At 70.3% G+C, this 22,007-nt stretch carries 22 protein-coding genes; 5 read left to right on the forward strand and 17 right to left on the reverse strand.

Features of this window, described 5'->3' with window-relative positions; all coding sequences use genetic code 11:
* Positions 1-3: 3 nt before the first annotated feature.
* The 5 genes from ACIQID_RS15140 to ACIQID_RS15160 form a co-directional block, all read right to left on the reverse strand.
* On the reverse strand, positions 4-852 hold the full coding sequence (locus tag ACIQID_RS15140) for an ABC transporter permease (protein ID WP_136052596.1): 849 nt from the start codon (positions 850-852) through the stop codon (positions 4-6).
* A complete protein-coding gene (locus tag ACIQID_RS15145; protein ID WP_136052597.1) occupies positions 845-1,642 on the reverse strand; it encodes an ABC transporter ATP-binding protein in 798 nt (265 codons plus the stop codon). Before ACIQID_RS15145 ends, ACIQID_RS15140 begins: the two co-directional genes overlap by 8 nt.
* A complete protein-coding gene (locus tag ACIQID_RS15150; RefSeq protein WP_331202018.1) occupies positions 1,642-2,745 on the reverse strand; it encodes an ABC transporter substrate-binding protein in 1,104 nt (367 codons plus the stop codon). Before ACIQID_RS15150 ends, ACIQID_RS15145 begins: the two co-directional genes overlap by 1 nt.
* A gap of 83 nt (positions 2,746-2,828) precedes the next feature.
* Positions 2,829-3,953 (reverse strand): DUF6226 family protein, encoded by a 1,125-nt coding sequence (locus ACIQID_RS15155; protein ID WP_400286609.1) that lies wholly within the window; start codon positions 3,951-3,953, stop codon positions 2,829-2,831.
* A 22-nt stretch (positions 3,954-3,975) separates the two neighbouring features.
* Entirely contained in the window at positions 3,976-5,448 is a 1,473-nt protein-coding gene (locus ACIQID_RS15160) for a helix-turn-helix domain-containing protein (RefSeq protein ID WP_312675585.1), read from the reverse strand.
* A gap of 133 nt (positions 5,449-5,581) precedes the next feature.
* Between ACIQID_RS15160 and aceA the strand changes: the two genes are divergently transcribed.
* The 3 genes from aceA (at position 5,582) to ACIQID_RS15175 (ending at position 9,189) form a co-directional block, all read left to right on the forward strand.
* Positions 5,582-6,907 carry an isocitrate lyase gene (gene aceA / locus ACIQID_RS15165; protein ID WP_400286615.1) on the forward strand — a complete coding sequence of 442 codons (1,326 nt, stop codon included), beginning with the start codon at positions 5,582-5,584 and terminating at the stop codon, positions 6,905-6,907.
* A 126-nt stretch (positions 6,908-7,033) separates the two neighbouring features.
* Positions 7,034-8,668 (forward strand): malate synthase A, encoded by a 1,635-nt coding sequence (gene aceB, locus ACIQID_RS15170; protein ID WP_400286618.1) that lies wholly within the window; start codon positions 7,034-7,036, stop codon positions 8,666-8,668.
* Between the two features lie 89 nt (positions 8,669-8,757).
* Positions 8,758-9,189, forward strand: a complete 432-nt coding sequence (locus tag ACIQID_RS15175; protein ID WP_400286621.1) for a hypothetical protein — start codon at positions 8,758-8,760, stop codon at positions 9,187-9,189.
* 16 nt (positions 9,190-9,205) lie between these two features.
* On the opposite strand, the gene ACIQID_RS15180 is transcribed toward ACIQID_RS15175, so the two are convergent.
* A complete protein-coding gene (locus ACIQID_RS15180) occupies positions 9,206-9,724 on the reverse strand; it encodes an Lrp/AsnC family transcriptional regulator (protein ID WP_400286624.1) in 519 nt (172 codons plus the stop codon).
* Between the two features lie 107 nt (positions 9,725-9,831).
* Here ACIQID_RS15180 and ald point away from each other — a divergent pair, with 107 nt between their 5' ends.
* Positions 9,832-10,926, forward strand: coding sequence for an alanine dehydrogenase (ald, locus tag ACIQID_RS15185; protein WP_331202024.1), 1,095 nt, complete (start codon positions 9,832-9,834; stop codon positions 10,924-10,926).
* A gap of 81 nt (positions 10,927-11,007) precedes the next feature.
* Complete coding sequence (locus tag ACIQID_RS15190) at positions 11,008-12,216, forward strand: pyridoxal phosphate-dependent aminotransferase (protein WP_400286628.1); 1,209 nt, start codon at positions 11,008-11,010, stop codon at positions 12,214-12,216.
* A 96-nt stretch (positions 12,217-12,312) separates the two neighbouring features.
* Here the strand turns inward: ACIQID_RS15190 and ACIQID_RS15195 are convergent, their stop codons facing one another.
* The 11 genes from ACIQID_RS15195 to ACIQID_RS15245 form a co-directional block, all read right to left on the reverse strand.
* Entirely contained in the window at positions 12,313-12,714 is a 402-nt protein-coding gene (locus tag ACIQID_RS15195; protein WP_331202026.1) for a VOC family protein, read from the reverse strand.
* A gap of 94 nt (positions 12,715-12,808) precedes the next feature.
* Positions 12,809-14,230: a GntP family transporter gene (locus tag ACIQID_RS15200; protein WP_400286633.1), complete on the reverse strand. Its 1,422-nt coding sequence runs from the start codon at positions 14,228-14,230 to the stop codon at positions 12,809-12,811.
* A 39-nt stretch (positions 14,231-14,269) separates the two neighbouring features.
* Positions 14,270-15,160, reverse strand: a complete 891-nt coding sequence (locus tag ACIQID_RS15205; RefSeq protein WP_312675598.1) for an NAD(P)-dependent oxidoreductase — start codon at positions 15,158-15,160, stop codon at positions 14,270-14,272.
* On the reverse strand, positions 15,157-16,584 hold the full coding sequence (locus tag ACIQID_RS15210) for a four-carbon acid sugar kinase family protein (protein WP_400286637.1): 1,428 nt from the start codon (positions 16,582-16,584) through the stop codon (positions 15,157-15,159). The genes ACIQID_RS15205 and ACIQID_RS15210 overlap by 4 nt, the downstream gene beginning before the upstream one ends.
* A gap of 132 nt (positions 16,585-16,716) precedes the next feature.
* Positions 16,717-17,427 (reverse strand): FadR/GntR family transcriptional regulator, encoded by a 711-nt coding sequence (locus ACIQID_RS15215; protein ID WP_312675600.1) that lies wholly within the window; start codon positions 17,425-17,427, stop codon positions 16,717-16,719.
* Positions 17,424-18,554, reverse strand: a complete 1,131-nt coding sequence (locus tag ACIQID_RS15220; RefSeq protein WP_400286641.1) for a UDP-N-acetylmuramate dehydrogenase — start codon at positions 18,552-18,554, stop codon at positions 17,424-17,426. Before ACIQID_RS15220 ends, ACIQID_RS15215 begins: the two co-directional genes overlap by 4 nt.
* A complete protein-coding gene (locus tag ACIQID_RS15225) occupies positions 18,551-18,955 on the reverse strand; it encodes a MaoC/PaaZ C-terminal domain-containing protein (RefSeq protein ID WP_312675604.1) in 405 nt (134 codons plus the stop codon). Before ACIQID_RS15225 ends, ACIQID_RS15220 begins: the two co-directional genes overlap by 4 nt.
* The gene (locus tag ACIQID_RS15230; protein WP_062632842.1) at positions 18,952-19,407 is read right to left on the reverse strand and encodes a MaoC family dehydratase N-terminal domain-containing protein; all 456 of its coding nucleotides are present in this window, start codon (positions 19,405-19,407) and stop codon (positions 18,952-18,954) included. Before ACIQID_RS15230 ends, ACIQID_RS15225 begins: the two co-directional genes overlap by 4 nt.
* A gap of 93 nt (positions 19,408-19,500) precedes the next feature.
* A complete protein-coding gene (locus ACIQID_RS15235) occupies positions 19,501-20,238 on the reverse strand; it encodes a GntR family transcriptional regulator (RefSeq protein WP_025102374.1) in 738 nt (245 codons plus the stop codon).
* 14 nt (positions 20,239-20,252) lie between these two features.
* On the reverse strand, positions 20,253-21,167 hold the full coding sequence (locus ACIQID_RS15240) for a PfkB family carbohydrate kinase (protein ID WP_400286646.1): 915 nt from the start codon (positions 21,165-21,167) through the stop codon (positions 20,253-20,255).
* Positions 21,164-22,006, reverse strand: a complete 843-nt coding sequence (locus tag ACIQID_RS15245; RefSeq protein ID WP_312675609.1) for a carbohydrate ABC transporter permease — start codon at positions 22,004-22,006, stop codon at positions 21,164-21,166. Before ACIQID_RS15245 ends, ACIQID_RS15240 begins: the two co-directional genes overlap by 4 nt.
* Between the last annotated feature and the right edge of the window lies 1 nt (position 22,007).

Raw genomic sequence — 22,007 nt, forward strand, 5'->3', positions numbered from 1 at the left:
CGGTCAGCCCTTCGCGGTGACCTCGCCGTCGCTCCACCACAGGACGCGCCGGCGCACGACCGCGAGGAGCACGATGAGCAGCACCCCGAGCAGGCAGAGCAGGGCGATGCTCGCCCAGGTCACGGGCAGATTCGCCTGCGCGGCCGACGTGGTGACGAGGGAGCCGAGACCGGCCTGCTGTCCTGCCGCGACGAACTCGGCCACGGCCGCGCCGACGACGGCGAGGGGCAGCGCGATCCGCAGACCGGCGAACACGTAGGGCATGCTGCCGGGGAACCGCAGCTCGCGGAAGATCTCCCATCGCGAGGCGTGCAGCGTCTTGAACACGTCCATGGCCTTCTGGTCCACGTCGCGGAGACCGGCGAGCGAGTTCACGAGCATCGGGAAGAACACCACGAGGCCGGTGACGATGAACTTCGGCACCATGCCGAACCCGAAGGCGACGACGAGCGCCGGGGCGATCGCGACGATCGGCGTCACCATCACGATGATGACCAGCGGCATGACGGCGCGCTCGATGATCTGGAACTCGGCCATCACGACCGCCAGGAGGAAACCCGCCAGGATGCCGGCCGAGGCGCCGACGACGACCTCGAGCAGCGTCACGAGGAAGTTCGACCAGTACATCCCCGCGTCCTCGACGAGGCTGGCGCCGATGGCCTCCAGCGTCGGGAGGACGTACGGGTTGGTCCACGCCACGATCTGCCAGAGCAGGGCAGCGATCACGAACGTGATCAGGGTCGGCACCCAGGAACCCCAGCGGAGCCACCCGGGGATGCCGCGGCGCGGCTGCGCCTTCAGCCGGGCGGTGGCGAGGGTGGCGGTGGTGTCTCTCATCGTCAGCTCAGACATGGGCCTTCTCCGTCTGCGCGCGCAGCGCACCGCGCACGACTGCCTCCAGGTCGCGGAACTCGTCCGTCGCGTACGCCTCCTCGGTCCGCGGCCGCGGCAGGTTCACGTCGATCACCTCGGCGATGCGGCCGGGGTGGGCCGCCATGACCACGATGCGGTCGGAGAGCATGATCGCCTCCGGCACCGAGTGCGTGACGAACATCACGGCCTTGCGGTTCGACTGCCAGAAGTCCAGCAGGGCGATCCGCTGCAGGTCGCGGTTCATCTCGTCGAGGGCGGAGAACGGCTCGTCCATCAGCATGATCGCCGGGTCGAACACGAAGGCCCTGGCGATCGCGGCGCGCTGCTGCATGCCGCCGGAGAGCTGCCCCGGGTACTTCTTCAGCGCATGGCCGAGCCCGAAGGTCGACAGCAGCTCGGCCGGGTCGCGGAGGGCGCGGTCGCCGTTGGCCCCGCGGTTGATCCGCACGGGGAGCTCGACGTTCTCGCGCACCGTCTTCCACGGCAGCAGCGCCGGGGACTGCGGGACGAGGCCGATCTTCTTGTCGCGGGAGGCCGCCGTGACGCTCTCGCCGTCGATCGTGACGGTGCCGGAGTCGGCGTCGAGGAGTCCGGCGACCACCTTGAGCAGCGTGGACTTGCCGCAGCCGCTGGGCCCGATCACCGACACGAACTCGCCCATGCCGATCGTGAGACTGACGTCGTCGAGCACGGTGACCTTCGCCCCGTCGACGCCGAAGGACTTCGAGACGTTCGTGACCTCGACGCCCGCGCCCTGTGCCGCGGCCATCACTTCTCCGCCCAGATGAGGGCGTCGCCGTCGTACAGGTCGGCCACGAGGTCCGGGTCCATCATGTCGGCGATGGCGGGGAGGTCCTTGACGTCGCCGTACTCCTGCACGATCTCGTACTCGGGCTGCCACATGTCCTCGGTCTGCACGCCGGGGTTGCCGCCCGCGCTCTCGCGCACCCAGGCCGACTCGACCTCCCACGTACGGGCGAGCTGATCGCGGGGGAACGCCGCGCCCTGGCCGTTCTCCTCCGCCAGGGCCGCCAGCATGTCGATGCACTCGTCCGCCTCGTCGAGGCAGAACTGCAGGGCCTTGAGGCTCGCACGCATGAAGTCGGCGGCCACCTCGCGGTGCTCGTCGAGGAAGCGCGAGTTCACCTCCATGACGTTGTACGTGCCCTCGACGCCGAGGTCGGAGGGCAGGAACTCGCTGAACGGGAGGTCCTGTGCCTTGAGGGTCTGCGGCTGGTTGGAGGCGTAGCCGACGATCGCGTCGACCTGCTCGCGCACCACGACGGTCGGGTCGTAGTTGGTCATCTTCACCATCTCGACCTTCGAGACGTCGACCCCGGCTTCGTCGAGCATGGCCGAGGCGATGGGAGTGAGGTTGATGAAGTACCCCAGCGAGCCGCCTTCGAGGTCGGTGAGGTCGTCGAGCTTCTCGTTGCCGAAGATCGAGAACGGCGGGGTCGTGCCGTAGGTGGCGACGGCGGTGAGGTTCTTGCTGTTCGCCGCGGCGAGCATCACGTCGGAGGCGGAGCCGAGAGCGGTGAACTGCGCCTGCCCCGAGGCGACGAGCTGCTGCCCGTTCGCGCCGGAGGCGTTGATCTCCACGTCGAGGCAGAGGTCGTCGAAGTAGCCCAGCTCCTTCGCCAGGAACACGTCGAGCTGCCCGGCGCTGGCGGAGTAGCCGTAGCCGGAGATGTAGGTGATGGTGCCGGCATCCTGGTTGCGCTGGCAGGCGTCGCTGCCGCCCGCGCTCGTGGGGGCGGTATCGCCGCCGGGCGCCGGCGAGGAGCATGCTCCGAGCGTCAGCGTGGCGGCGAGAACGCACGTCAGGGTGGCAGTGGTGCGGAATCGGGTTTCCGCAGAGGAAGTAGCCATGAGGGTCCCTTCTCGGCCGTTCGTCATTGATGGCTCGATGAAAGTAACATAGTCAATCTTGACTAAGCAAGATCAAACTAAGTTCATGGGGTCGAGCGGAGCGGCCAAGCAGGCCACCAGCCGTCGTCGAGCCCGCGCAGCAGGACGGCCGCGCGCTCTCGCGCCTCCTCGGGCACCTCCGGGGCGGCGCCTGAGCTGCTCTCCCGCCGCTCGCCGTCCGCCGACCGGATCTCCGTGTACAGCCACGCACGGCGACCGACGGGGTACTTCTCCCGGAAGCCCCCGGCGGCGACCGAGAGCAGGATCCGCTCCAGCTCGTCCGCCGCGGTCTCGGCGGTCTCGTCGCAGGCGTCGCAGATGCACGACGGCACGATCGCGTGGAAGTGGGCGCCCGCCTCGATGCGGACGGAGGGAACGGCCGGCGTGATGACGACTCGCGCACCGCGCGCCGGTTCGAGCACGACGCGCTCGGGCCCGCCCTCCCCCGCCTCTCGCCGCACCTCGACCGCGTACTCGCGGCGGAGGTGCGCGACGAGCGCCTCGACCACGAGGGACAGCGGTGCGAAGCGCTCCGGGTGGGACTCCCGGGAGTACGACTCCTCCGGCGCGATGCCGTCGGGCCAGCGGCGCCCGTAGGGGATGACCTCACCGCTCTCGTCAGCGAAGGTCAGGGGCGGGAGAGCGGGCCGGACGTACGCGCGCCGCGGGACGACGACGACCGGAGGAGCGGAATCCTCCGCGGACAGCGCCCTCATCTCCTCGTCGTCGATGTCGTCCTGCTCCCACGACGCGAGCATCTGCAGGAACGCATCCCGTTGGTCGGGCTGCTGCACCATTCCCTGCACGAGACCCGTGACCGGGATCGAGAGGGTGTTGGTCCCGATCTCCGGCTCATTCGTCATCCGCCATGTCGCGGCCGGGTGCACGACCGCGATGACGTTCCCCACGAACCGCGCCGCCGCCGTGGCCAGCGTCTCGCTGTCCAGTACCTCCGGGTGACCGGCGATGACGTCCCACGTCGCCCCGAGATCGTCGGCGAGCAGCGCGGGATCGACCCCGCGGTCCCGCGCGAACTCGGCGAAGGGCTCGAAGCCGTCGACGAACCGGACCGGCCCTGGGGCATCCGCCTGCGGGGGCATCCACAGGATCGCGGCGGCACCCGCCTCGGGCATCGGGCCGAGGGGACCGGGAAAGACAGCACTGCTCATCGACCGAGCGTATCGAGCCGGATCACCGCGGCGCGTGCGCCTCCAGGAACTCGTACACGTCGGTGGTGTCCACGCCGGGGAACGCCCCCGTGGGCAGAGTCGCCAGCAACGTGCGCGGGGTCTTCACGTTGGGCCAGGAGTTCTCGCGCCACCGCTCCTCCAGCTCGGCGGGGGCTCGACGACAGCAGACCTCGACCGAGTGCTTCGAGACGCCGCGGTGCGGGGTGTCCCTGCCCACGAACCACCTCGTGTCGTCGAACCGCACGCCCACGCTGACCGAGTGCAGGCCCTCGCTCGACGCCTCCACGCGGGCGGTGCACCAGTAGGTGCCGTTGCCGGTGTCGGTGTACTGGTAGTACGGGTTGAAGCGGTCGTCCTCGTCGAACACCACCCGCGAGGTCCATCGCCGGCAGCACATCTGCCCCTCGATGGCGCCGAGCCGGTCGGTCGGGAAGTTCACGTCGTCGTTCTCGTACGCCTTGGTGATGGTGCCCGACTCGTGCACCTTGAGGAAGTGCACGGGGATGTCGAGGTGCCGCGTCGCGAGGTTCGTGAAGCGGTGCGCCGCCGTCTCGTACGACACCGAGTACGCGTCACGCAGGTCTTCGATGGAGATGGCGCGCCGCTGCTTGGCGTCCTGCAACGCGGGGACGACGTGCGCCTCCGGGATGAGCAGGGCGCCGGTGAGGTAGTTCGTCTCGACGCGTTGCCGGAGGAACTCGGCGTAGCTGCGCGGTTCGGAGTGCCCCAGGATGCGACTCGACAGCGCCTGCAGCACCGCGGTGCGGGCATCCCCCTTCGCCGGCACGCTGCTCGACAGATACAGCCGGCCGTTGGCGAGGTCGGCGACGCTGCGGGTGGTCTGCGGCAGATCGGGCGCGTAGTGCAGGGTGAAGCCGAGGTACGCCGCGATCTCGGAGGCGGTGCGCTGCGTCAGCGGTCCCCCGGGATGACCGACGGCCGCGAGGATCTCGCCCGCCTTCGCCTCGAGGTCGGCGAAGTGGTTGTCCTGTCGCCGCATCAGGTGCCGGAGCTCCACGTTGGCACGTCGCGCCTCCTCCGGGGTCGCCGCGCGCTCGTCCTTGAGGCGGTCGATCTCGCCGTGCAGGGCGAGCAGCGCCTTCAGCGCCTCCGTCGGCACGCTCTTGGCGATGCGGAACGGATCGATGCCCAGCGCCTGGAACGTCTGTCCCTTCATCGCCCGCTCCAGGGCGATCTCGATGGCGCTGCGCTCATCGAGCGGCTCGCCCTCCAACAGGGCATCGATCGTGACGCCGAGCGCGCGGGCGATGGCCTGGAGCTGCGTCAGCTTCGGCTCGCGCTTGCCGGTCTCGATCATCGACATCTGACTCGGCGCCCGATCCACGGCGGAAGCCAGATCGTCGAGCGTCATGCCTCTGGCCGTCCGGAGCTGTCGGATGCGTCGGCCGATCGTGAGGGCATCGGTCTCTTCTGCCTCAGAGGTCTGGATCCCTGAGCTGGTCGAAGGGCTCATGCGGCCGATTCTGTCACAGAAACAGAATTTCCCTCGATCTTCTCCCGGTGATCGGTCATCGGATACCCCGAACTTCACACACAGTGGGTACACGCCACTCCGGCACCGCAGCCGGATCCACCGAGGAGACACCATGACGAACACCGCCAACACCCCGACGCCCCGCCCCGCCGGTCTGCGAGCCGGCGACCAGGTTCAGACGGCCGCCGAGCTCCAGGAGATCTGGGACACCGACCCCCGGTGGGACGGCGTCGAGCGCACCTACACGGCCGACGACGTCATCCGCATCCGCGGCTCGGTCCGCGAGGACGCCACCCTCGCCCACCGCGGTGCCGAGAACCTCTGGAACCTCCTGCACACGGAGGACTACGTCCGGGCCCTCGGCGCCTACACCGGCGGCCAGGCCGTGCAGCAGGTGCGCGCCGGGTTGAAGGCCATCTACCTCTCCGGCTGGCAGGTCGCCGCCGACGGCAACCTCGCGGGTCAGACCTACCCCGACCAGTCGCTCTACCCGGCGAACTCGGTGCCGGCCGTCGTGCGCCGCATCAACAACGCACTCCTCCGTCAGGACCAGCTCGAGCACGCCGAAGGCGAGACAACGCAGGACTGGCTGGCCCCCATCGTCGCCGACGCCGAGGCCGGCTTCGGCGGACCGCTCAACGCCTACGAGCTCGCGCAGTCCCTCATCCAGTCCGGTGCCGCCGGCATCCACTGGGAGGACCAGCTCGCGAGCGAGAAGAAGTGCGGCCACCTCGGCGGCAAGGTGCTGGTGCCCACCCAGCAGCACATCCGCACGCTGAACGCGGCCCGCCTCGCGGCGGACGTCGCCGGCGTGCCGACCGTCATCATCGCCCGCACCGATGCCCTCGCGGCCGACCTGCTCACGAGCGACGTCGACGAGCGGGACCGGGAGTTCACCACCGGCGAGCGCACCTCGGAGGGCTTCTACCGGATCCGCCCGGGCATCGAGTCGGTCATCAGCCGCGGCCTCGCGTTCGCCCCCTACGCCGACCTGCTCTGGGTCGAGACCGGGGAGCCGGACATCGCGCTGGCGCGGGAGTTCGCCGCGGCGATCCACGCACAGTTCCCCGGTAAGCTCCTGGCCTACAACTGCTCGCCGAGCTTCAACTGGAAGCGCCACCTGTCGGACGCCGAGATCGCGACGTTCCAGCAGGAGCTGGCAGACCTGGGCTACAAGTTCCAGTTCATCACCCTGGCCGGGTTCCACGCCCTGAACCACTCCATGTTCGACCTCGCCCGCGGCTACGCCGAGCGCGCCATGAGCGCCTACGTCGAGCTGCAGGAGGCCGAGTTCGCCGCCGAGGCCGACGGCTACACCGCCACCAAGCACCAGCGCGAGGCGGGCACCGGCTACTTCGACGTCATCTCGACCGCGCTCAACCCCGACAGCGCGACCCTGGCCCTCGCCGGCTCCACCGAGACCGCCCAGTTCCACTGACCCAGTATTTCTCCCCCACTTCCGCCGAGACCCCCGGTTCTCGTCGAGACCCCGCCCCGCACACGCCGGAATCCCGGGGTCTCGACGACAACCCGGGGGCTCGGCATAAGGCAAAGGACAAAGATCATGACCACCGCACCGATTCAGACGACCCGGCAGGGGCCCGCGATCGAGATCACCGGGCCCATCCGCGACCGCTACGACGAGATCCTCACCCCGGAGGCGATCGCCTTCCTCACCGAACTCCACCACCGGTTCGCCTCCCGCCGCCACGACCGGCTGGCCGACCGGATGCGCCGCCGCTTCGAGATCGGCAACGGGCACGACCCCCAGTTCCGCGACGACACGGCGCACATCCGCCAGGACACCACCTGGCGGGTCGCCGGCGCCGGCCCCGGGCTCGAGGACCGCCGCGTCGAGATCACCGGACCCACCGACCCGAAGATGACCATCAACGCCCTGAACTCCGGGGCTCGCGTCTGGCTCGCCGACCAGGAGGACGCCACGAGCCCGACCTGGAAGAACGTCATCGAGGGGCAGCTGTCCCTCCGCGACGCGATCCGCGGCGAGCTCTCCTTCACCTCCCCCGAGGGCAAGGAGTACCGCGTCACGGCCGAGCGCACCCCGACGATCGTGATGCGTCCGCGAGGGTGGCATCTGCCGGAGAAGCACCTCGCCTTCATCGACCGCTCCGGCCGCCGCACCTCGGCGTCCGGCTCCCTGGTCGACTTCGGCCTCTACTTCCTGCACAACGCGCAGGCGCTGATCGAGGGCGGACGCGGACCGTACTTCTACATCGCGAAGCTGGAGTCGAGCGAAGAGGCGAAGCTGTGGGACGACGTCTTCTCGTTCAGCGAGGAGTACATCGGCATCCCGCACGGCACCATCCGCGCGACCGTGCTGATCGAGACCCTGCCCGCGGCGTTCGAGATGGACGAGATCCTGTACGAGCTGCGCGACCACTGCGCGGGCCTGAACGCCGGGCGCTGGGACTACATCTTCTCCATCATCAAGAACTACCGCGGCCGCGGCGCGCGCTTCGTGCTCCCCGACCGCAGCGAGGTCACGATGACGGTGCCGTTCATGCGGGCCTACACCGAGCTGCTCGTGCAGACGTGCCACAAGCGCGGCGCCTTCGCGATCGGCGGCATGAGCGCGTTCATCCCGAACCGCCGCGACCCCGAGGTGACGGCGCGCGCGGTCGAGAAGGTGTCTGCCGACAAGAAGCGCGAGGCCGGCGACGGCTTCGACGGCACCTGGGTCGCCCACCCGGACCTGATCCCCACGGCGCAGGCCGAGTTCGACGCCGTGCTCGGCGACCGTCCGAACCAGATCGACCGTCAGCGCGACGACGTGCACGTGGAGGCGCGCGACCTGCTCGACCTGCACATCGGTCGGCCGATCACGGCGCAGGGCGTGCGGGACAACGTGTCGGTCGCCATCCGCTACCTGGAGGCCTGGCTGCGCGGGCTCGGCGCCGTGGCGATCGACAACCTCATGGAGGATGCCGCGACCGCGGAGATCAGCCGCTCGCAGGTGTGGCAGTGGATCCATCAGGACCGCACCACGCAGGACGGCACCCCCATCACGGTCGAGTACGTCGAAGGGCTGATCGCCGAGGTGCTGGACGAGGTCGAGCGACGCGAGGGCGACCGCTTCGACGACGCCGCCGAGATCTTCCGCGAGGTCGCCCTCCGCGAGGAGTTCCCGACCTTCCTCACCCTGGGCGCCTACAGCCGGTTCCTGGTCGACGAGGACTGACGACGCCGGGATGCCGCGGGCCGTCGGGTCCGCGGCATCCTCACGTCCCACCCGGCCCGCACGCTCCCCGCCGGGCGTAGCCTGGAGCCATGAGCGCCGTCTGGGACAGCATCGCCGAGGAGTTCCTGCACCTCTATCCGCGGGGGCGACGGCTGGTCGCGGTCGCCGGGGCCGACGCCGAGCGTTCGCGCGTGGCCGCGGATGGCCTGGCCGCCGCTCTCAGCGCTGCCGGCCAGACCGTCGAGCGCGCACACACCGCAGACGGGGAGGAAGCCGCCCTCCGCGCCGACGTCGTGGGGCCGTTCCGCGCCACCGACAGCGATACCGTGCTCCTCGTGTCCGGACCGGGTGCGATCGTGTCGCCGAGCGCACGCGGGATGTGGAACTACGTCCTCTGGCAGCTCGCCGGAGACGAGCCCCCGCACACCGCGGCGAACGCCCTGGTCGACGTGACCGATCCGGCCCATCCCACCCGGCGTTTCGCCGACTACTGCGCAGTCCCCTCCTCGTTCGAGACCTGAGTCGCCGCGCGCCGACTCAGTGGAACGACGCGGCGACCGAGTTGCGGTGGTAGTCGAACACGATGCTCGTGCGGGTCGATGCCACGCTGCTCTGCGCGGACAGGTGCTCGAGCACGAACTCGCGCATCTCCGAAGAATCGGCGACCGCGATGTGCAGGAGGAAGTCGTCGTCTCCGCCGAGGAAGAACACCTGGATCACCTGCGGCAGCGCACGCACGCGATCCGCGAACTCGACGATGCTCTCCCGGCGTGCGGCCGGGCGAAGACTGACGCCGATGATCGCCTGGAGTCCGGCGCCGAGCTCGCGTTCGTCGACGCTCGCATGGAACCCGGTGATGACCCCGCGCTCGATCAGCCCGCGCAGGCGTGCATGCGCGGTCGACGGGGCGACTCCCAGCCGTCCGGCCAGCTCGGCGTTCGTCATCCGCCCGTCGCCGGTGAGGAGCTGCACGATCCGCGCGTCGGTGGGGTCGAGAGCAGGCGCCCGAACGCTGTTCGGCTCGGGCGACGCGGAGGCGGTGGTCATACGAAGCATTATTCAGGATTCGGAGTCGCACCGAAGAGTCTTCATCGAATCTGTCGATGTCTCGACGTTTCTGCGATCCTTGTCTGCACCCTGTGCCCCCGAGACCTGGAGGATCGATGAAGATCGGCGTCCCGACCGAAGTCAAGAACAACGAGAACCGCGTCGCCCTCACCCCGGCCGGAGCCGATCGGCTCGTGCGGGAAGGCCACCGGGTGCTCGTGCAGTCGGGAGCCGGCGTCGGGTCGAGCATCGATGACGACGCGTACCGCGCGGCCGGGGCGGAGATCGTCGCGACCGCCGCCGACGCGTGGGGCGAGGCCGACCTTCTCATCAAGGTCAAGGAGCCTGTGGCCGAGGAGTACGGCTTCCTCCGTCCCGACCTCACGCTCTTCACCTACCTCCACCTCGCGGCCGACCGTCCGCTGACCGAAGCGCTCGTCGCGGCCGGCACGACCGCCGTCGCCTACGAGACCGTGCAGCTGCCGGATCGCACGCTGCCCCTGCTCGTGCCGATGAGCGAGATCGCCGGCCGCCTCTCCGTCGTCATGGGGTCCTACTCGCTGCTGCGTTCGCAGGGCGGCCGCGGCATGCTGCTGGGCGGCATCGCCGGCACCCCGCGGGCCAAGACCGTGGTGATCGGCGGCGGCGTCGCGGGCGAGCACGCCGCCGCGAACGCGCTCGGACTCGGGTCGAAGGTCACCGTCGTCGACGTGGCGCTCCCCCGCCTGCGCGAGCTCGAGCACCGCTACGGCGGCGCCCTGGAGACGCGCGCGTCGAGCCGGTACGACATCGCCGAGGAGCTGACGACCGCGGACCTCGTGATCGGCTCGGTCCTCATCCCCGGCGCCGCGGCCCCCAAGCTGGTGACCGACGACATGGTCGCGGCCATGAAGCCGGGGTCCGTGCTCGTCGACATCGCGATCGACCAGGGCGGCTGCTTCGAGGGCTCCCGTCCGACGACCCACGACGACCCGACCTTCGCCGTGCACGACTCGATCTACTACTGCGTCGCGAACATGCCGGGGGCCGTGCCGACGACCGCGACCCGGGCCCTGACGAACGCCACGCTCCCCTACGTCTCGGCCATCGCCGCCAAGGGCTGGGAGCGGGCGGCCTCCGAGGACGCCGCCCTCGCGAAGGGCCTCAACGTGCAGGGTGGGCGCATCACGCTGGACGCCGTCGCCCAGGCGCACGGCCTCACGACCGACTGACCTGTCGAACCCGAAAGAACCTCGGATCTTGGCGGCATCCCACACCTCACCCGTCGTATCGACCCGAGTACGCTCGTAACCGTGACCGAACGCGCTCCTCTCTCCCGCAAGCTGTCCGCCATCGCCGAGTCCGCGACCCTCAAGGTCGACGCCAAGGCCAAGGCCCTCAAGGCCGAGGGCAAGGCCGTCATCTCGTATGCCGCGGGCGAGCCCGACTTCGCCACGCCGCAGTTCATCGTGGATGCGGCGGCCGAGGCACTGGCCGACCCCGCGAGCTACCGGTACACCCCCGCCCCCGGGCTGCCGGCGCTGCGCGAGGCGATCGCCGCCAAGACACTCCGCGACTCCGGACTCGAGGTCTCCCCCGGCCAGATCATCGTCACCAACGGCGGGAAGCAGTCGGTCTACCAGGCCTTCCAGGCCGTGGTGAACCCGGGCGATGAGGTGCTGCTGCCCGCGCCGTATTGGACCACGTACCCCGAGGCCATCCGCCTCGCCGACGGCACCCCCGTCGAGGTGTTCGCCGGCGCCGACCAGGAGTACAAGGTGACGGTCGAGCAGCTCGAGGCCGCGCGCACCGACCGCACGACCGTCCTCGTGTTCGTGTCGCCGTCGAACCCCACCGGCTCCGTGTACACCGCCGAGGAGACGAAGGCCATCGGCGAGTGGGCGGTGGAGCACGGCATCTGGATCATCAGCGACGAGATCTACCAGAACCTCACCTACGAGGGCGTGAAGGCGACCTCGATCGTCGACGCAGTCCCGGAGGCCGCGAACCAGACGATCCTCGTCAACGGCGTCGCGAAGACCTACGCGATGACCGGCTGGCGCGTGGGCTGGATGGTGGGTCCGGCCGACGCCATCAAGATCGCCGGCAACCTGCAGTCGCACCTCACCAGCAACGTGAACAACGTCGCGCAGAAGGCGGCGATCGCGGCGCTCAACGGTCCGCAGGACGAGGCCGAGAAGATGCGCGAGGCCTTCGACCGCCGCCGTCAGCTCATCGTGTCGGAGCTGTCGAAGATCGACGGCCTCATCGTGCCGAACCCGCTGGGCGCGTTCTACGTGTACCCCGACGTGCAGGGTCTGCTCGGTCGCACCTGGGGCGGCGTGACGCCGACGACCTCGCTCGAGCTCGCCGACCTGATCCTCGACCAGGCCGAGGTCGCCGTCGTCCCCGGTGAGGCCTTCGGTCCGTCCGGCTACATCCGCATGTCGTACGCGCTCGGCGACGACCAGCTCCTGGAGGGCGTGCAGCGCCTGCAGCGCCTGTTCTCCTCGTCTTCCTGACGCCGAGACCCCGCTTTACCGCCGAGACCCCCTCGTACCTGCGCAGGTACGAGGGGGTCTCGGCGTGAACCCGGGGTCTCGGCGTGGGAGGCGGAGTCAGTCCTCGGGGTGGAAGCCGATCAGCCAGCGGATGCCGTAGCGGTCGACGAGGGTGCCGTCGACGTCTCCCCACGGGCGCTGCTGCAGCGGATCGATCACCCGGCCCCCCGCGGCGAGGCGGTCGTACCAACGGGTGAGCGTCCCCGGGGCGGCGGTGCCGAGGAGCGAGAGGAACATCCCGCTCATCTGGACCGCGTCGTCATCGGCTCCCGCGTCGGCACCGGCGAGTTCGACCGGGCCGACGAGCTGTCCGTGCGCGACCGCGTCGCCCGGACCGTCGTGACGACCGGCGCTCGCGTAGTCCATCAGCTGGAGCTCGCCGCCGAAGACGTCGCGGTAGTGGCCGAGTGCTTCCGCGGCGTTGCCGGGGAACAGCAGGTACGGGATCAGTCCGCTCATCCCGCGAGCGTAGTCCGCCGTGGCCCCGGCGGCCACCCGACGGGAACGACGAAGGGCCGCCGCCCGGAGGCGACGGCCGCTCGTACGAGCGCGGTCAGGAGACGGGGATCACCGCGTAGAGGATCCAGGTCAGCGCGAAGCCGGCCACGCCGAGCACCGTCGTGAGCGGCGTCCAGGTGCGCAGACCGTCCTTCACCGACAGGCCGAGGTACCGGGTGACCACCCAGAAGCCCGAGTCGTTCACGTGGCTGAGGCCGAGGCCTCCGTAGCCGATCGCGACCGCGAGCAGCGCAGTGTGCACGGTGTCGAGTCCCATCGCGGAGACCGACGGCAGCAGGAGCCCCGCGGTGGTGGCGATCGCGACGGTCGCGGATCCCTGGGCGGCACGCATGATGAGGGAGATGAGGAACGCCGCGAGCAGCAGGGGCATCCCGCTGGAGGCGAGCACCTCGGCGACCGCTCCACCGATCCCGGTCTCGGTCAGGACGCGGCCGAAGGCGCCACCGGCACCGGTGACGAGGATGATGACCGCGGCGGCCGGCAGCGCCGACTCCATGACCTCGCCGAGGTGCGCGGCCGACCAGCCACGGCGCACGCCGAGCAGGTACATGGCGGCGGCGATCGCGACCATGAGGGCGAAGATCGGCTGCCCGACCATGCTGAGGAACCCGTTCCAGAACGTGCCCGCCTCGAACAGCGGCGCGACCGCGGTGCCGAGCATGATGAGCACGAGAGGCAGGAGGATGAGCCCGAGGACCGTGCCGGCACCCGGCGCCTTCTCGCCCGCGCCGAGGCCGCCGGTGAGCGTCGACTTCTCCGTGCCGAAGTTGTCGTACATCTCCTTCGTGGCCGCGAGCATCGCGAACTCGCGGGTGTTGATCCACTTCGCCACGAGGTAGGACAGCACACCGAGCGGCACGGAGATCGCGAGGGAGAAGATCGTGACCCAGCCGATGTCGGCGCCGAGGATCGCGGAACCGCCGACGATGCCCGGATGCGGCGGCACCGCGACGTGCACCCCGAGCATGATGCCGGCCACGGGGAGGCCGAACTTGATCGGGTTGAGACCGGCCGCCTTCGAGAAGGCGAACACGATGGGGATGAGGATGATGAACCCCGCGTCGAAGAACACCGGGATCGCGAGGACGCCGGCGGCGATGACGAGCGCGATGCCGACGCGCTTCGGGCCCAGCCAGCCGGTGAAGCGGCCGGCGAGGGCATCGGCGCCGCCGGACAGCTCGATGATCTTGCCGAGCATCGAGCCGAGGGCGACGAGCACGGCCACCGAGCCCAGCGTGCCGCCGACACCGGCGATGATCGCCTGGATGACGCCGAGCTGTTCGGGGGTGTCGCCGTCGGCGGGGATCGTGGTCAGCGGGAGGCCTGCCGCGATGCCGACGATGATCGACACGAGGATGAGGGCGTAGAACGCCTGCATCTTGAACCGGATGATGAGCAGGAGCAGCAGGCCGAGGCCCGCCAGGCCGATCAGGATGAGGATCGGAAGAGGAAGCATCTCTGGATCTCTTCTTTCAGTGAGGGCGCGACGTCGCGCTCAGGACAGTCGTTCGGGTGCGACGACGCGGATGACGGCGGAGTCGTCCAGGGCGCCGAGGCCCTGCGCTTCGCCGAGGAGGAACAGCTGCTCGGCCGCGGCGGCGACCGGCGTGGACAGGTGCGCACGGCGGGCGGCGTCGCCGACGATGCCGAGGTCCTTGACGAAGATGTCGAGGCGGCTGAGCACCTCGGCGCCGTCCTCGTCGTAGGCCTGCAGGGCGCGCGGACCGCGGTTGCCGAGCATGAAGGAGTTCGCGGCACCGGCCGTCAGCGCGTCCAGCGTGCGGGCGCGGTCCAGCCCGAGGGCGTCGGCGAGCGCGAGCGCTTCCGCGGCCGCGGCGATGTGCACGCCGCAGAGGAGCTGGTTGACGGTCTTCAGCGCCTGGCCGTCGCCGGGTTTGTCGCCGACGATGGACAGCGTGGAGGCGAGCTGGTCGAGCACGGGGCGTGCCGTCTCCAGAGCACTCGGCGTGGCGCCGACGACGATGAGGAGGTCGCCCTCCCCTGCACGGACCGGTCCGCCGGAGAGCGGGGCATCGACGAGCTGCGCACCGTGCGCGGCGAGCTGTGCGGCGATCGCGTCGATGCCGTCCGTGCCCACCGTGCTGGTGAGGATCACGACGGCGCCGTCGGCGAGGTGGGGAGCGAGTCCGTCCTCGCCGAAGAGCAGCGCCTCGAGCTGCGCGCCGGTGCGGACGGCGACCAGCACCGCATCCGCGCCGTCCACGGCGTCCGCCGCCGAGGAGGCCGGCGTGACCCCGGCTTCCGCGGCGAGGGCGATGCGTTCGGCGGCGATGTCGAAGCCGCGCACGGCGAAGCGCTCGGCGAGGCGGGTGGCCATCGGCAGCCCCATGGCGCCGAGTCCGATGACAGCGACGGTGGATGTCATGAGTGTCCTTCCGGGTTGTTTCCATCGTCGCCTGCGAGGGTGGCGACGACCGTGACGAGGGAGGTCGCGTCGCCGACGTTGCCGGCGAACACGACGTACGGGATGCCGACCGCGGGTCCGGTCTCCGGCTGCCAGAGCGAGACGAGGCCGGGCAGCATGGGGCCGAGCACGGTGGCACGGCGGATCTCCAGCGCCTCGCTGGCGACGTCGCTCGATGTGATGCCGCCCTTCGCGATGACGAAACGGGGCGGAGCGATGGCGAGCACCCGGCGCACGAGCTCGACCACGCCGCTGGAGATGCGGCGGGCGATCGCGAGGCTCTCGTCGCCGTCGGCCCCGGTGACGAGTTCGCGGGTGGTGTGCACGATCACGGTACCCGTGGCGAGCGCCTCGGCGACGGCGTGCGCCTGCGCTTCGAGGTGGGTCTCGCGCTCGGAGCCGATGAGGGCGCGCACGTCGAGCTCGATCGTGCGGGTGTTCGGCCGTGCCGTCGTGAGAGCTTCGAGCTGGGCGGTGGTCAGCGGCACGTGGCTTCCGACGACCACGAGACCACCGCGGTCATGCGCGAACGGGATGTCCTCTGCGCGGACCGGCTCGGCGATCTCCTGTCCGATGTGCGCGCGCACGTAGGGCGGGCCGACGCGGAGGAGCACGTCGCGGTCCCGCAGGCGGTGCAGCGCGAGCGCGACGACGCGCATGTCCGATTCCTCGACCACGTCGACCGCGACGACCGTGCCGTCGGGCAGCGCCTCGAGGAAGCCGGCCACGGCGTCCACTCCGGCGCGGATGGTGCGGATGTCGAGACCCGCGACCGCCGATGCCGGGATGCGTCCGCCCGTCTTCTCGGCGACCCACGCGCGCAGATCGGAGGAGGCGTAGCCGAAGGTCGCATCCGCCGCGAAGGGCGTCTCGCCGACCGGGGTGGCCTCTCCGTCGGTGACCCAGTAGTGCACGGAGTCGACCGTGATGCGGCCGGCGTCGGGGAACGCGGGCACGAGCAGCGTCAGCGCGGGGGCGTGGCCGGTGCGGGATCCGATCTCCGCGGAGAGGACGTCGGTCTCGAGCGGGAAGTGGCCGCGCAGCGTCGAGTCGCCCCGGGAGACGAAGGTCACGCGCCTCCCCTGGGCGTCCGCGGCGGCGAGGGCCACGTCGACGATCTCGCGGTTGCGGGCGGCGGCGGCGTCCTCGTCGAGGGACCGGGTGTTCGTGAGCACGTACACGGCGGCGGCGCCCGTCGCGAGGGCCTCGTCCAGGTCGGCGCGCTCCCATCGGGTGAGGACGGGGAGGTTCGCGACCGACTGCGTGCCGGTCGGGTCGTCGTCGAGGACGAGGAGCACGTCGGTGGGGTCGACCTCGGCACGGACATCCGCCGCGGTGACGGCGACGGGTGCGGGCAGGGGGGCCAGCAGGTCGTCGATGTGCACACGAACTCCTTCGTTCCGGAGAGGGTCCGTGGTGGGGGCCACGGACCGGGGATCTGCATCGTTATCCGATATCAGATAACGATGAGCGTACCCCACGATCACTCCGGCTCCAAACCGATGGGGGCCGCGCGGTCAGCGACCGTGGACGTAGTGCAGCAGGTCGTCGCGGGTCTGGCGCATGTGGCTGCGCATGGCCTGGCGGGCGGCTGCGCCGGACCCGGTCCGCATCGCCTCCAGCACCGCCGCGTGCTCGGCCAGCGCGTGCTCGCGGATGTCCGGAATCGCACTGGTCTCGCTGCGGGTCGCCTGCAGCATCGTCGTCAGGGGGCGCATCGAGGCGACGAGGATGCGGTTCTCCGCCGCGCGGATGATCACGTCGTGGAAGGCGAGGTCCGCGGCCACGAAGGCATCCACGTCGGCCCGCTCGTGCGCCGCCTGCATCTCCTCGAGGAGCGCGGCCATCTCGGCGAGGTGCTCCTCGGTGCGCCGCCCTGCCGCGAACTCGGCCGCCCCGGTCTCGAACATCATGCGCATCTCGAGCATCTCCAACGACGAGCGCTCCCGAGCACCCGCGCTCTGGGCGTGCCGGACGACCGCGTCGAGGCCTGTCCACTCGTCGGTCGGCGCGATGCGGTGCCGGGTGCCTGGTACCGCGACGATCACGCCCTGCGCCTGCAGGAGACGGACGCCCTCGCGCATCGTGAGGCGGGAGACCCCGAACTGCTCCGCCAGCTCCCCCTCGGGAGGCAGCGGCTGTCCGGCCTCGAGCCGACCCGCGATGATGGCGTCGAGCAGTCCGTCCACGACGGCCTGCGTCCGCGACACCCGCTCGACCTTCGTCACAGGTCGACGCCCACCAGCACGGGTTCCGGCTGCAGCACCAGACCGAACTCGGCATGCACGCGGTTCTGAATGAAGCGGGCGAGCTCGGCGACCTCGGCCGCCGTGGCGCCACCTCTGTTGGTGAGGGCCAGCGCGTGCTTGGTCGAGACGGAAGCCCGCGAGCGGGGCAGCTTGAACCCCTTGCGGATGCCGGCCTGCTCGATGAGCCAGGCGGCACTCACCTTCACGTCGGGGGCCTCGGTCTTCGTCGGCGGCACGTGTCCGTCGTACGAGGCGAGGGGGATGACGGTCACGGCGTCGAGGTCGGGGGCGACCGGCCAGCGCGGGCACTCCGGCGGGAGGGACCGGGCCTGGGCGGCCGTGACGATCGCGTTCTGGAAGAAGGAGCCGACCCCGTGCGTGTCCGGATCGTCCGCGTCGAGCAGCATGCCCTTCGATGCGCGCGTGGCGAGGATGCGCTCGCGCACCCACGCCAGCGGCACCGGGGTGTCGTCGGTCAGCCCGAGAGCGCGTCGCAGCTGCTCCCCCCGGACCACGCGTTCGCGGGCGACCAGCAGATCGACCGTGACGGACAGGATCACGGCCCGGCGCTGCGGCTCGCTCCCGTGATGGTGCTTGAGCACCGAGGTGCGGAATCCGAGCCCGAGCTCCGTCGCCGGAACGGTGGAGATCTCGCCCGAGTCCTCGTCCATCAGCTCGACCTCGACGAGGGTCTCCTGGATCTCCTGCCCGTAGGCGCCGATGTTCTGCACAGGCGCGGCGCCGACCGTGCCGGGGATGCCGCTCATGGCTTCGAGCCCGGCGTAGCCCTGCTCTACCGCGTACGAGACCAGGTCGTCCCAGCCGTGTCCGGCCTGCGCGCGCAGGCGGATGCGGCCGGCGTGCGGGGACGGGAGCTCTTCGATGCCGCTCGTGCGGATGCGGATGACGGTGCCCTCGAACGGCTCGTCACCCACGAAGAGGTTCGAGCCGCCTCCGAGCACCAGCCAGGGGTCGCCCTCCGCCCAGGTCTCCCGGAGGACCGTGACGAGCTCCGGGGTCGTCGCCGCCTCGCGCATGTGCGCGGGGGCGGCGCCGGTGCGGAGCGTCGTGAGCTCGGCCAGGCGGATCGGATCGACGTCGCTCATCGGACGGCGACGCGCAGCTGCGCCTTGACGAGCACGGTGGTGTCGCCCGCCGTGACCTTCAGGTCGATGCGTGCGGACTCCTCGTCCACCGCGCCGACCGTCGCGACGACGTGCACGTCGGCACCGGTCTCGGGATCGACCACCACGGGCTTGGTGAAGCGCACGCCGTAGTCGAGGATCCGGGTCTGCGGGTCGAGCGCGGCCACGACCACCGACGAGGCGATGCCCATGGTCAGCATGCCGTGCGCGAGCACGCCGGGCAGGCCCACCGCAGCGGCGACGTCGTCGCGGTAGTGGATCGGGTTGAAGTCTCCGGAGGCGCCGGCGTAGCGGACGAGCGATTCCCTCGTCAGATGCACGGTGCGCTCGGCCAGCACGTCTCCCACGGTGAACGCGCTCATGCGGCCTCCTCCTCGGCGCCGACGAGCAGCACGCTGGTGGCGGTGACGACGTGCGCGCCCCCGTCGTCGGTGATCTCGGCCTCGCTCGTGATCATGGCGTTGCCGCCCATCATGCGGATGCCGGTGACGCGCAACTGCGCCGTCAGCTCGTCTCCCGCGACGATCGGCCTGGTGTAGCGGAACCGCTGCTCGGCGTGGATCGTCCGCGCCAGGACGATGCCGGAATCCGGCTCGGCCAGCAGCTGCTGCAGCGTGAGGTCCTGCAGGACCATCGCGAAGGTCGGCGGCGCGACGACGTCGGCGAAGCCCGCCGCACGGGCGGCCTCGACGTCGGTGTGCTGGGGGGCGTCGGCGAAGACGGCGCGCGCGAACTCGCGCACCTTCTCCCGCCCGACGAGGTAGGGGGCGGTCGGCGGGAACTCCCGGCCGACGAGTTCTTGGTTCACTGCCACCCGTCGATCCTACCGAGGCACGCCGACAGTCCGGTCCGGGCGGGGCCGGCGGAAACCCGGACGATATGCGGCATCGCGAGACCCGGGCGGGCCTCACCCCTGGGAGCGAACCACCATGTTCAGCGTCATCCGACTCGGAACGACCTTCACCCGTGACGTGTGAACGACCTCACCAGCCCGGTCGAGTGCGCGCTTCCGGACGACGATGAGCGGATCATGCTCCGGACGGGCCAGCCACTCCGCGGTCTGCGCGGTGGTGAAGCCGACGTCGATCTCGCGGTACATCTCCGAGAACTCGACGCCGTACACGTCGCGGAGCACCTGATACGTGGAGGTGTCGTGGTCGATGTGCCGATCGAAATCCGGGAAGCGCGTCAGAGAATACCGGCTGTCATCGATGGAGAGCGGGATGCCGTCGAGAGCGAAGACGCGTACCAACCGGAACACCGGGTCGCCGACGGGGACGCCGAGGCGGCGCGCGCGCTTCTCGTCGGCGGGGGTCGTCTCGGCGCGCATGATGCGTCGGGACTTGACCCCGTCTGCCACCACGGTGTCCGCGAAGCCACCGAGGGTCATGGCGCCGATCACCTCGCGTCGCGGAGCGACGAAGGTCCCACGGCCCTGCTGCCGACGCACGATGCCGAGGCCCTCGAGGTCGGCCACCGCCCGCCGCACGGTGATCCGGCTGACACCGAAGCGCTCGCACAGCTCGGGTTCGGACGGAAGCCGCTCGCCTTCGGCATAGGTCCCGGCGTCGATCTCCCGCATCAGCAGGCTTCGCACCTGTTCGTGCAGCGGGGTCGAACCGACGGCTGACGACAGCTGAGTCACGTCGGAGTCCTCCTCTACGGCGCCGGGTATCGTCGCAGCATCTGCGCGCGTGCGTCGTCCCCCGCATGCACAGGGTATCCGAACGCCCCGCGCAACGTGCAGGCGAGCGCTCCGCTGACGGCGGCGATATCGAGGCTTTCGGCGAGATCGGCCCCGCCCGCCCGCGCCGCGAGGAACCCGGTGAGGAAGGCGTCCCCGGCGCCGAGCGCATCGACGGCGTCGACCTCGCGGATACCGGTGCGCCGCACGGAAGTGGCGTCGAAGCCGACAGAGCCGCGGGCACCCCGTGTCACCACGGCCGACCCCATACCGCAGGCCACGGCGAAGCGGCCGAGGGCGTCGATCTCGGAATCACTGCGGTGGCCTCCGGAGAAGAACCCCACGTCGACGTGCGGAGCTGTCGCCCGGATCACGTCCGGCGACGCGTCGTCGGAATAGTCGTACGACACGCGGCTCCCCCGTTCCGCGATGGCCGGAAGCTCCGGCTCCAACGACGAGTAGACCGAGGTATGCACGCGGTCGAAGCCGGAGAGGTACTCATGATCGGCCTCGCTCAAACGCAGCCGCAGCTCGGCCTGGACTCCCCCGCGGTTCGAGGCGACGAAGCGCCGGTCGCCGTCCTCGTCCAACGCGACGAAAGCCATGCCGTTCGCGCCGCGCACGCGTCTGATGCGGGCGCCGTCCACTCCGACCTCGTCGAGGACGCCCCGCACGTGGTCCGCGAAGCGGTCGTCTCCCATGATCCCGACGAATCCGGCTGTGCCGCCGAAGAAGAGCCGGCTGTACACGGCGACGTTCAGGGCGTTGCCCCCGGGGTAGGCCAGGTCCTCATGCAGATAGCAGTCGAGCACGTTGTCCCCGACGCCGACCAGCGAGGGCGGTGGGACCGCGGCGAGCGCATCCCGGAGCTGATCCGTATCCATCGTCATCCCTTCACACTCCCCGCCGCGACGCCGGCGACGAAGTACCGCTGCAGCGCGAGGAACACCACCACGATGGGCAGGGCCGCGATGGTCAATCCTGCCAGGAGCACACCCCACTCCGTGGAGAGGGAGTCGCGGAACGACATGAGTCCCGCGGGGATGGTGCGGAGCGCATCAGCATCGATGTAGACGATCGCGAAGAGGAACTCATTCCAGGCGAAGTAACCGGTGAGGACGGCGGCGGTCGTCAGCACGGACGCGCTCAGCGGCAGGTAGACGTGCCGGAAGACGCCGAACGAGCGGCAGCCGTCGATGGTCGCGGCGTCCTCGAGCTCGCGGGGGATGCCGAGGAAGACCGAACGGATGAGCAGGATCGCCATCGGCAGACGGAACGCCACATAAGGGAGGATCATCGCCCAGTACGTGTTCAGCAGTCCCATCGTGTCGAGAAGGCGGTAGAGCGGGATGAGGCTCACCTGCGGTGCCACCACCAGCCCGCCCATCGCCACGATCAGTACGACGTTCGCCACGCGGCTCGACAGCCTCACCATGCCGTAGGCGCACAGCGCCGCGAGTGCGACGGTCGCGGCGGTGGAGATGACCGTGACGACGACGGAGTTGAGGAAGTAGTCGGAGATCCCGCGATCCCAGGCGGCGGCATAGTTCTGGACGAGCCAGACCGACGGCAGCCCCCACGGATCGGCGAAGATCTCGGATGAGGACTTGAACGAAGAGATCACCATCCAGAGCAGGGGGTAGGCGATCACGACGGCGTAGACGGCCAGAATCACCTGGACCGGGGCACGGCGGATACGCTCCGCCGGACGAAGCCGGGTACTGTTCATG

This window comes from Microbacterium sp. NPDC091676, from assembly GCF_044756645.1.
Classification (GTDB): Bacteria; Actinomycetota; Actinomycetes; order Actinomycetales; family Microbacteriaceae; genus Microbacterium; species Microbacterium paraoxydans_D.